The following is a 10,000-nucleotide window of genomic DNA, read 5'->3' as shown; positions in this document are numbered from 1 at the left end:
CCACCCCTTCCCATCCCGAACAGGACCGTGAAACGACTCCACGCCGATGATAGTGCGGATACCCGTGTGAAAGTAGGTAATCGTCAGGCTCCTCATGCTTCAAACAAAAACCCCACCCCAAAAAGGTGGGGTTTTTGCGTTGGGGCGCGGCAACCGTGAATCCGGATAACCCGCGCTGCGACTTGCCTCGCGCCCCATCGGCGCATCCTTCTATCCGCCAGCTGTTTACCCTCGCCCGCAAAAATACTGTATAAATATACAGTAAACCGGAGGCCCACCGAGCGCTTGCGCCATGAGCAGGCCCCTGTATTCGCGTCGGACGGGGAAAACTCATGGGTGCAGCACTTTCATTGCTCGACATCGGGCTGACATCGCATCTGCAGCGTCAGGTCTGGCAGGGCAGTCCGGTCAACGATCCCGATTCGAACATCATCTCGAGCGGCTTTCGAGCGCTCGACTTGGCCTTGCCCGGCGCAGGCTGGATGCCCGGCTCAGTTACCGAGTTGCTGATCGAAGAGAGTGGCGTAGGCGAAATCAGACTGCTCGCGCACTCGATCCGCGAACTGACAGCAAGCAAAGGCCGCTCCGTCATCTTCGTCGCGCCACCGTGGAAGCCCAATCTGGCCGCGCTTCGGACGATGAACATCGCGGTGAACAAGCTGGTCTGGGTCAAAGCGGCCGAGGATCAGGTGCTCTGGGCCGCGGAGCAGTCGTTGAAGCAGGAAGGCATCGGCGCAGTGCTGATCTGGCTACCACAAGTCGATGCCAAAGCCTTGCGAAGACTGCAGGTGGCGGCTCAGGAAGCGCAGTCGCTGGCATTTCTGTTCCGCCCGCTCAAGGCGGCGAAGCAATCCTCCGCTGCGCCGCTGCGCATGGTCTGCAAGCCGATACTTCCCGCCAACGCGCAGACGATGAACCGTCGCGAATGGATGCAGGCCGTCATGCTCGAAATCGACATCATCAAGCGGCGCGGCCCATTGCTCGGCAAGCCCTTGCAGTTGAACTTGCCGCTGCAGATGCCTGCGCTGCCCGAACATATTCGTCGGGCGCATCAGGCAAGGAAAGCACGAGAGGTCAAACATGTTGTGGATAGCGGTGACATTGCCGCTTTTATCGCTCGAAGCCGTCAGGCCGCCTTCGATGCCCTCAGCGCCGGCGAACTCGACATCGCCTGGAGCGAGCTCGACGGCGAATGACAATATCGATCAGTCATGCTTCGCGCTAGCCGATCACGCGCGCGTCCTGATGCCCGATCTCGTCGCGTTTCGGCTCGGCGTGCGGCCCGGCAGCACGCGCTCGCATGCGTTCGCGCTCGCGCCCCAACTGACGCTGCTTGCCGTCGACATTCGCGAGGAGCAGAACGCGCTCGAAGCCGTTGCGCTGGCGCTGCTCGCGTTCACGCCCAAAGTCGTGCTCGCGCATGCGAATACGGTACTGCTCGAAGTCGGCGCCAGCATGCGGCTCTTCGGCGGATTGCGCGCGTTGCTGTCCAGAGTGACATCGACGGTTAAAGGATGTGGCTTCACGTCCCGCATGGGCTGCGCGCCGACAGCGTGGGGCGCGTGGCTGCTGGCGCACGCGCGCACGCGCCGGGTCGCGCGGCGCGTACGCATCGTGAAAGAGACGACGCTCGTGCATGTACTCGATGAGTTGCCCGTATCGCTCATCCCATCGGCGCATTCGCACGGCAACGTGTTCGAGCAGATCGGTTGCGCGACGCTCGCCGATTTGCGTCGTCTGCCGCGCAAGGGCGTCGCGCGCCGCTTCGGGCAAGGCGTTCTGCAATGGCTCGCGCAAGTGTACGGACAGGCGCCCGACCCGCGTGAGGCATTTTGTGCGCCGGCGTCGTTCGAAGCGCGGCTCGAATTGCAGGCGCGCGTGGAAAGCGCCGAGGCGCTGCTGTTCGCCGCGCGCCGGCTCGTGCTGCAACTCGCCGGCTGGCTCTCTGCGCATCATGCGGCGGTCAGCGAATTTTCGCTCTTGCTCGAACACGAACTGGCCGCCCGTCACGCGCCGAAAACGTCGACATTCAAGGTGGCGTGGGCCGTGCCGACGCGCGACGCCGACCACATCCTGTGGCTCTTGCGCGAGAAGCTGAATCAGACGACGCTCGCCGCGCCCGTCATCGAGATGAAACTCCTGGCCGACAAGGTCAGCGAGCATGCGCCGCCGCCCGACACCTTGTTTCCGATGCCTGGTTCCGACAGCGAATCGATGGCGCAACTGCTCGAACGTCTGAGCGCGCGGCTGGGCGCGGAGAACGTGGTGCAACTGGTCGCGCGCGACGATCATCGGCCCGAGGCGGCGATGACCGTCGAACCTTATAAGCCCGCAAGCGAAACGAAACCCAAGCGCGGAAAAAAGTCGCCGAAGACGCAAACGGCAAGGGCAGAAGCAGAACCCGAAGTGCAAACGGAGTCAGACGAACCGCTCGAACTTCCCGATCTCGCCGTGCCTCAGCAGCCGCGTCCGTCGTGGATACTCGAAACGCCGCAAAAGCTGATGCTGCGCAACGAGCGGCCGTTCTATCGGCGTCCGTTGAAGCTGATCAGCCGGACCGAGCGTATCGAGGCGGGATGGTGGGACGGCAACGGCGTCCAGCGCGATTACTACGTCGCCGCCGACGATCGCGGGCGCATGTTCTGGCTCTATCGCGAACGTCTTACGGGCGACTGGTTCCTGCACGGTTTTTTCGGATGATGCGCGATGGATGATCTGAACGACATCATCGGTCTGGATGGAGACAACGCGTTTCCCGGCTCGATGTCGGCGTCGGCGTTGTTGCCCGGTTATGCCGAACTGCATTGCCTGAGTAACTTTTCGTTTCTGCGCGGCGCATCGCATCCGCAGGAACTGGCGGCGGCCGCGCTCGAACACGGCTACACCGCGCTCGCGATTACGGATGAATGCTCGCTCGCGGGCGTCGTGCGCGCGCATGCCGCGATCAAGGACATCGAGGCGAAGGCGCAAGCCGACGCCGAAGCCGCGCGGCTTGCCGGCGAGCCGCCGCCCAAGAGGCAGGATCTGAAGCTGATCATCGGCAGCGAACTGCATCTCACGGACGCCGATGGCGAGCCGTTCTGCACGCTCATCGCGCTCGCGACAAATCGGGCGGGCTACGGCAACCTGTCCGAGCTGATTTCGCACGCGCGCGCGCGTTCGCCGAAGGGCAGCTATCGGATCGGTCCGGAAGACTTCACCGATCCCGCCGCTTCATCCGATACATCGGACTTGCGCGGCGATATCGCGCATCTGAAGCACTTGCCCGATTGCCTGCTGATTCTCGTGCCGCAGCGCGCAGCGACGCTCGCCGATACGCTCGATCGCGCGCACTGGCTGGCCGGTTTCGCCGCGGGCCGCGCGTGGCTCGCGCTGGAGCTCTGGCAGGACGGCAGCGACGACGAGCGTCTCGCTTCGTGCCGCGTGATCGCGCAGGCGAGCGGATTGCCGCTCATCGCAGCAAGCGGTGCGCTGATGCACGCGCGCTCGCGCAAGCCCTTGCAGGACACGCTCACCGCGATTCGCCTGAACCGGCCGCTCGCCGAATGCGGCTATGCGCTCGAAGCGAACGCGGAGCGGCATCTGCGCACGCGGTTGCGCATCGGCGCGCTTTATCCGAAAGAGGCGATCCGGGAAACGTTGAAGGTGGCCGCGCGCTGCACCTTCTCGCTCGACGAACTCAAGTACGAATATCCCGAGGAACTGGTGCCGCCCGGCGAGACGCCCGCGAGCTATCTGCGCAAGCGGGTGATGGCGGGCGCGCTGCAGCGCTGGCCGAACGGCATGGACGCCGAGACGATCGGTCTCATCGACAAGGAACTGGCGCTCGTCGCGAAGCTGGAATACGAGAAGTACTTCCTGACGGTCTACGACATCGTCGCGTTCGCGCGCAGCAAAGGGATTTTGTGTCAGGGACGCGGCTCGGCGGCGAATTCGATCATTTGTTATTGCCTCTTCATCACCGAGCTCGATCCGGTGCGGATGGGTCTCCTGATCGAGCGCTTCATCTCGCAAGCGCGCAACGAGCCGCCCGACATCGATGTCGATTTCGAGCATCAGCGGCGCGAGGAAGTCATCCAGTACATCTATCAGAAGTACGGGCGGCATCGCGCGTCGCTGGCGGCGTCGCTCATCACGTATCACACGCGCAGCGCGCTGAAGGATGTCGGCAAGGCGCTCGGGCTCGATGCATCGCTGATCGAGCGCATCGGCAAATCGCAGCAATGGTGGGACGGGCCGTCGGCGGTGGCGGGTTATCTCCGGGAAGCCGGCTTCAGCGACGATTCGCACGTCACGAAGCATCTGATCCGGCTCACGCGCGAGTTGCGCGGCTTTCCGCGGCATTTGTCGCAGCATGTCGGTGGCTTCGTGATCGCGCGGGAACGTCTGTCGCGGCTCGTGCCGATCGAAAACGCCGCGATGAAGGACCGCTGCGTGATTCAATGGGACAAGGACGACATCGATCAGCTGAAGCTCCTGAAAGTCGACGTGCTCGCGCTCGGCATGCTTTCGGCGATCCGGCGCGCGCTCGAATTCGTCGCGCTGCGGCGCGGCGTGCCGGGCTTCGGGCTGTCGCATATTCGTCGCGAGGACAAGGCCGTCTACGAAATGTGCTGCCGCGCGGACACCATCGGCGTGTTTCAGATCGAATCGCGTGCGCAGCAGAGCATGCTGCCGCGCTTGCGGCCTCAGAAGTATTACGACCTCGTCATCGAAGTGGCGATCGTGCGGCCCGGCCCGATCCAGGGCGGCATGGTGCATCCGTATTTGCGCCGCAAGCAGGGCCTGGAAGAGGAGGATTATCCGAAAGAGGAACTGCGGCCGGTGCTCGGCCGCACGCTCGGCGTGCCGATCTTTCAGGAGCAGGTGATGAAGCTCGCGATGGTCGCGGCGGGCTACACGGCGGAACAGGCCGATCAGTTGCGCCGCGCGATGGCCGCGTGGCGCCGCGGCAGTCATCTGGAAAAGTATCAAGCCGATCTCATGCAGAAGATGCTCGCGCGCGGCTACGAGCACGATTTCGCCGCGCGCGTGTGCAAGCAGATCGAGGGTTTCGGCGAATACGGCTTTCCTGAGAGTCACTCGGCGAGCTTCGCGCTGCTCGTCTACTTCAGCGCGTGGATCAAGCGTTACGAGCCCGCGGCGTTTCTGGCCGGCCTGCTGAACAGCCAGCCGCTCGGCTTTTATTCGCCGTCGCAACTCGTGCAGGACGCGCGGCGTCACGGCGTGCCGGTGTTCGCGCCCGATGTTTCGCTGAGTGATTGGGAGTCGGTGCTGGAAGCGCGCGCCGGCGATGGCGAGCGCATCGGGTTCGATGCCGGCAAGGAGCGGCGGCGTCAACAGTTTTACGGCGCGGCAGAGTCGGATCGCGTGTTCCGGAAGACCGTGCAGCGAGCGGCGCGCAGGCTCAGAAAGCGCGTCGAGCTGGATGGACGGCAATACGGCGCGAAAGGGCCAGGCGTGCGGATCGGCCTGCAACTGATCAAAGGTCTGCCGCAAGCGGCGGCCGAGCGGATCATGGCCGCGCGCGCAGAAGCGCCGTTCATCGATGTCGACGATCTCACGCGCCGTGCCGCGTTGTCGCGCCGCGAACTCGAAGCGCTCGCGGCGGGCAATGCGCTCGCGAGCATTGCAGGACACCGGCGTCAGGCGTGGTGGGCGGTCACCGCACAGCAGCGCGCGCCGGAATTGCTGCGCGACGCGCCGATGAGCGAGGCGCCGCTGCTGCTGCCGGAAGCATCGGAAGGTCGCGAAATCGTCGACGATTACGCGAGTCTCGGGCTCACGCTCAATCGGCATCCGCTCGCGCTTTTGCGCGCGAAGCTCGCGCGTATGCGCTTCAAGACCGCGGCCGAACTCGCGGATATCAGAAACGGGCGCTTCGTGCGGGCGTGCGGCATCGTGACGGTGCGGCAGCGGCCGGGCACGGCCAACGGCACGATTTTCGTATCGATCGAGGACGAAACGGGCGCAATCAACGTGATCGTCTGGCCGGGGCTCGTCGAGAAACAGCGCAAGGTGCTGCTAGGCGCGTCGCTGCTCGGCGTGCACGGCGTCTGGCAAATGGAAGGCGAGGTGCGCCATCTGGTGGCGCAGCGGCTCGAAGACCATAGTGCTTTGCTCGGCCGCCTGGCCGCGCCGAGCCGCGATTTTCACTGAGATGAGACGTCCGGATACTTCGCGAGCAGTCTGCCGATCGCGATGTCGAACGGCGTGCGCCGGCGGATGCCCAGCGCTTCCAGCCGGCCGGAATCGAGATGACAGTCGCGCGGGCGCGGCGTCGCGTCCGCGGGCGTGCGCTGCGCAACGAGCTTCGCGTCCACTTTCAGTGCTCGCGCGATGCGTTCGGCGATATCGAACTTCGTCATCGGCTCGTCGCCGGACCATTGCGCGATCCCGGAGATCGTCGCGCCTTTCGCGTGATGTTCGAGCATGCCGCGAATCACCACGGCGACATCGGGCGTGTATGTCGGATAACGCGTCGCCCAGGCGTCCATCGAGGCGGGCGCGCCGGCCGCCTCGGACGATTTCACGATCGCGGGCGTGAGGCTCGTCACCGCAGATTCGCTCCAGTCGGTGAACGGCCCGTAAAGCAGCGGCAGACGCAGCACGCAGGACATCGGATCGCTCGCGAGCAGCGCGCGTTCGCCGTCGAGCTTGCTCTGGCCGTAGGCGTTGAGCGGCGCGGGCGCGTCGTCGGGCAAATAGGGCGGCGACGCGCCGTCGAAGACGTAGTCGGTCGAAATCGACAATACCCATGTGCCGAGCGCGCGCGCTTCGGTGGCGATCACGCTCAACGCCTCGACATTCAACGCGCGCGCGAGCGCCGGATCGTTTTCGCAGATGTCCGGACGCCGCTCCGCTGCCGCGACCACGATCGCATCCGGCGCGAGATCGCGCACGAACGCGCGTACCGCGTCATGGTCGAGCAGGTCGAGCTTCACGCTCGCGGCGTCGGCGCGCCGGTGAGCCGTATGCACGACGCGCCACGTCTGCGTGCTGGCCGCGCTCGCCAGTTCCGTGGCAACCGCCCGGCCCAGCAACCCCGACGCCCCGATCAGCGCGACGGTAAAGCGCTCGTTTTGCCTCATGCCGAAGCGACGCCGACGACCGTATAGCCGGCCTCGTCGATGGCTTCCTTGAGCGCATCGTTCGATTTTGCGGATTCGACGGCGACCTTGCCTCGCTCCAGATCGACGCGAACTTGCGCTTGCGGATCGATTTCCTGAATCGAGCGCGTCACAGCGGCGACGCAGTGCTGGCAACTCATGCCCTGAACTTCGAATTCGGTCATTGCTGTTTCCCCTTGAAAAAGTCCGGATCAACGACATCGTATACCTTGCCATCATGGGAAGGTGTAGAGTCGGAATGACATTTTTCCGGAGCAGACGATGAATATCGGCGAAGCGGCCCGCGCCTCGGGCGTGACCGCGAAAATGATCCGCTACTACGAGAGCGTCGGATTGCTCAATCCGGTCGGACGGACGTCATCGGGATATCGCGTGTATGGCGATCACGAGGTCCACGCGCTGCGTTTCGTGCGGCAGGCACGCCGGCTCGGCTTTCTCGTCGACGATATCCGCAAGCTGCTCGCCTTGTGGCAGGACCGGTCACGGGCGAGCGCGGAGGTGAAGTCGATTGCGCTGGAACATGTTGCGGAACTGGACCGGCGGATCGCCGAATTAACCGAGATGCGCGACACGCTGTCGCATCTGGCTAACCATTGTCACGGCGACGCGCGGCCGGATTGCCCGATCTTGGACAAGCTGGCGCAGTAATGCCCTAAAGGGGTGCATACGCAACGACCAGATTGTTGACAATGAGCGAATTGATACGATAAATCAGTGGTTTAAGCAAGAATGCAGCCTGCACCATTCCGAATCCGAATGCACACTATTCAAGCATTTCACTACCCCGGCACGGACGTTCTCCCCTATAATCCGGGTATTCCCTAACGCGGGTAATCCCTGACCCGAACCGCCAGGGATCTTTCGAAGACCTTGGAGAACACCATGTTTGCATTCCTCATCGAAAAACTGAGCATCTGGTTTGAAGCCGCCGAGCAGCGCCGCCGCGAAGCCTATCTTGCGCAATCGACGGACATCGTCCAGCTTGAACAGCGCATCCGCTCGCTGGAAACGAACGGCTACAACGCTTAAGCGTTTCGTTCCTGGCGTCGAACACGCCCGATGTGAAAGCAAAAGCCCCGCGATTGCGGGGCTTTTGCTTTTTGCTCGTCACGTGGGCGGAGCGTTTTACTGCTTGTGCGCATGCTGCTCCAGCCACTGTTTCATGAATGCGATTTCCTTGTTCTGCGCGGCGATGATGTCCTTCGCCAGCTTGCGCAGCTTGGCGTCCTTGCCGTACTTCAGTTCGACCTTCGCCATTTCCACCGCGCCCTGATGATGCGGAATCATGTGCGCGACGAAATCCCGGTCGGCGTCCCCCGTGTACTCGATGCTCGACATGCCCGACATCATTTTCTGATCGGCGGCCTGGAACGCGGCGGTGGACGAGACGTCCGTCGGCTTCGGCTCGTGCTGTTCCATGTTCATGCCTGGCATTGCATCGCTCGCCGGCGCGGCGGTCTGGGCATTCACGCTTGCGCTGCAGAGGATGGTGAAGATGGCAAGTGCGATTCTTGTTGATTTCATCGTATCTCCTGTGGAAGGGGCGGTTGCAAGGCTGCTTATGTGTCGAACCACCTAGCCTAAAGCTTGCCACCGGGGTAAGGTAAAGCGGTTTCGTCTACACAAAAGAGCACGCGATGCCAGGCCATATCAATGACACGACGAATATCGGGTTCCGCCATCGAATCACGAAAGTCACGCAGGTTTGCATCGCGCTCGCCGCAGTCTTGCCCGGCTCGCAACCGGCGCTCGCCAAGCCGGGCGGCGAACCGCTCGTACTCGATACGCAAACCGGTATCCACAGCGGCGTGAGCGGCACGGTGCTCCAGAGCGGCCCGCTCGGCGGCCCGGGCATGGTGCCGATGGCGACATTGCCCGGCATCCCGCAGGAGGCTCAACCGCCCATCGTCGTTTCACCATACGTCGAATATTCAAGCGGACAGAACACGGTGCCCGTTCAGCCTGGCGGCGGCGTGCGCCCCAGAACTCCGCGCGCGCCTCATCCCTGACCCCGAAACCGTGCTCAGTCGGCGCGATGTTCAAGCTTGAACGAAGCGTTGCCGTCCTCGCCGAGCGCGTCGACGAGGTAGGGCAGTGATTCCTTCAGTTCCTTCGCCAGCGTGTAGGGCGGGTTGATTACGAACATGCCGCTGCCGAACAACCCGAAGCCGTCCGTCGGCGGTTTCCTCACCGTGAGGGCCGCATGCAGCCAGCCGTTCGGCTGGATCGCCTTCAACTGATCGGCGAAACGCTGCGACTCCTGGCGCGTGACGATCGGGTACCAGACCGCATACGTTCCGGTCGAGAAGCGCTTGATACTTTCTTCGAGGCACGTAATCGTGCGGGCGTAGTCGCGCTTGTCCTCGTACGACGGATCGATCAGCACGAGCGCACGCCTCGGCGGCGGCGGAAGAATCGCCTTGATGCCGTCGAAGCCGTCGCCTTCGTAGATCATCGCGCGCCGGCCGGCATCGCGGAAATTGTGGCGCAGCACGTCGATTTCCGTGCTGTGCAACTCGAAAAGCCGCATGCGATCCTGCTCGCGCATCGTGCGCCAGGCCAGATAGGGCGAGCCGGGATAGAAACGCAGACCGCCATCGGGATTCAATGCCTTCACTTCGTCGACATAGTCGGCGAGCAGCGCCGGCAGGTCGCCGCGATCCCAAAGCTTGCCGATGCCCGTCTCGAACTCGGCGTTCTTCGTCGCGAAGCCTTCGGTGAGCGAATACACTCCGGCGCCGGCGTGCGTGTCGACATACCAATACGATTTGTCCTTCTGGCCGAGATAGCGAAGCATCTGAATGACGATCGCGTGTTTCAGCACATCGGCGTGGTTGCCCGCATGAAAGGCGTGACGGTAACTGAGCATG

At 63.4% G+C, this 10,000-nt stretch carries 10 protein-coding genes; 6 read left to right on the top strand and 4 right to left on the bottom strand.

The genetic code is table 11. The annotated features are described in order from the left end of the window. Nucleotides 1-332 precede the first annotated feature (332 nt). From imuA to QCE49_RS08020, 3 genes are read left to right on the top strand one after another with little or no spacing between them, the layout of a single operon-like run. The gene (gene imuA / locus QCE49_RS08030; protein ID WP_008349189.1) at nt 333-1,196 is read left to right on the top strand and encodes a translesion DNA synthesis-associated protein ImuA; all 864 of its coding nucleotides are present in this window, start codon (nt 333-335) and stop codon (nt 1,194-1,196) included. Further along, the gene (locus tag QCE49_RS08025; protein ID WP_409017170.1) at nt 1,141-2,700 is read left to right on the top strand and encodes a Y-family DNA polymerase; all 1,560 of its coding nucleotides are present in this window, start codon (nt 1,141-1,143) and stop codon (nt 2,698-2,700) included. The genes imuA and QCE49_RS08025 overlap by 56 nt, the downstream gene beginning before the upstream one ends. A gap of 6 nt (nt 2,701-2,706) precedes the next feature. Beyond that, nucleotides 2,707-6,159, top strand: a complete 3,453-nt coding sequence (locus QCE49_RS08020) for an error-prone DNA polymerase (RefSeq protein ID WP_409017169.1) — start codon at nt 2,707-2,709, stop codon at nt 6,157-6,159. On the opposite strand, the gene QCE49_RS08015 is transcribed toward QCE49_RS08020, so the two are convergent. Together QCE49_RS08015 and QCE49_RS08010 are read right to left on the bottom strand one after the other, a co-directional pair. Beyond that, nucleotides 6,153-7,091, bottom strand: coding sequence for an SDR family oxidoreductase (locus QCE49_RS08015; protein WP_250457723.1), 939 nt, complete (start codon nt 7,089-7,091; stop codon nt 6,153-6,155). The two genes, QCE49_RS08020 and QCE49_RS08015, sit on opposite strands and share 7 nt — an antisense overlap. After that, nucleotides 7,088-7,294: a heavy-metal-associated domain-containing protein gene (locus QCE49_RS08010; RefSeq protein WP_008349193.1), complete on the bottom strand. Its 207-nt coding sequence runs from the start codon at nt 7,292-7,294 to the stop codon at nt 7,088-7,090. The genes QCE49_RS08015 and QCE49_RS08010 overlap by 4 nt, the downstream gene beginning before the upstream one ends. A gap of 97 nt (nt 7,295-7,391) precedes the next feature. On the opposite strand from QCE49_RS08010, the gene cueR reads away from it, so the two are divergent. Both cueR and QCE49_RS08000 read left to right on the top strand, forming a co-directional pair. Further along, nucleotides 7,392-7,778 (top strand): Cu(I)-responsive transcriptional regulator, encoded by a 387-nt coding sequence (cueR, locus tag QCE49_RS08005; RefSeq protein ID WP_008349194.1) that lies wholly within the window; start codon nt 7,392-7,394, stop codon nt 7,776-7,778. A 234-nt stretch (nt 7,779-8,012) separates the two neighbouring features. Then, a complete protein-coding gene (locus tag QCE49_RS08000; protein ID WP_008349196.1) occupies nt 8,013-8,159 on the top strand; it encodes a DUF3563 family protein in 147 nt (48 codons plus the stop codon). Nucleotides 8,160-8,255: 96 nt separating this feature from the next. Here the strand turns inward: QCE49_RS08000 and QCE49_RS07995 are convergent, their stop codons facing one another. Beyond that, nucleotides 8,256-8,654: a DUF305 domain-containing protein gene (locus tag QCE49_RS07995; RefSeq protein ID WP_250457724.1), complete on the bottom strand. Its 399-nt coding sequence runs from the start codon at nt 8,652-8,654 to the stop codon at nt 8,256-8,258. 113 nt (nt 8,655-8,767) lie between these two features. On the opposite strand from QCE49_RS07995, the gene QCE49_RS07990 reads away from it, so the two are divergent. Continuing rightward, nucleotides 8,768-9,139 (top strand): hypothetical protein, encoded by a 372-nt coding sequence (locus QCE49_RS07990; protein WP_008349199.1) that lies wholly within the window; start codon nt 8,768-8,770, stop codon nt 9,137-9,139. A gap of 14 nt (nt 9,140-9,153) precedes the next feature. Here the strand turns inward: QCE49_RS07990 and QCE49_RS07985 are convergent, their stop codons facing one another. Then, entirely contained in the window at nt 9,154-9,999 is an 846-nt protein-coding gene (locus QCE49_RS07985) for a 23S rRNA (adenine(2030)-N(6))-methyltransferase RlmJ (RefSeq protein ID WP_008349200.1), read from the bottom strand. Nucleotide 10,000: the final 1 nt, after the last annotated feature.

This window comes from Caballeronia sp. LZ008 (genome assembly GCF_031451435.1).
GTDB classification, from domain to species: Bacteria; Pseudomonadota; Gammaproteobacteria; order Burkholderiales; family Burkholderiaceae; genus Caballeronia; species Caballeronia zhejiangensis.
The sequence above is the reverse complement of the archived record's forward strand: the minus strand, read 5'-3'. Positions and strand labels throughout refer to the sequence as shown.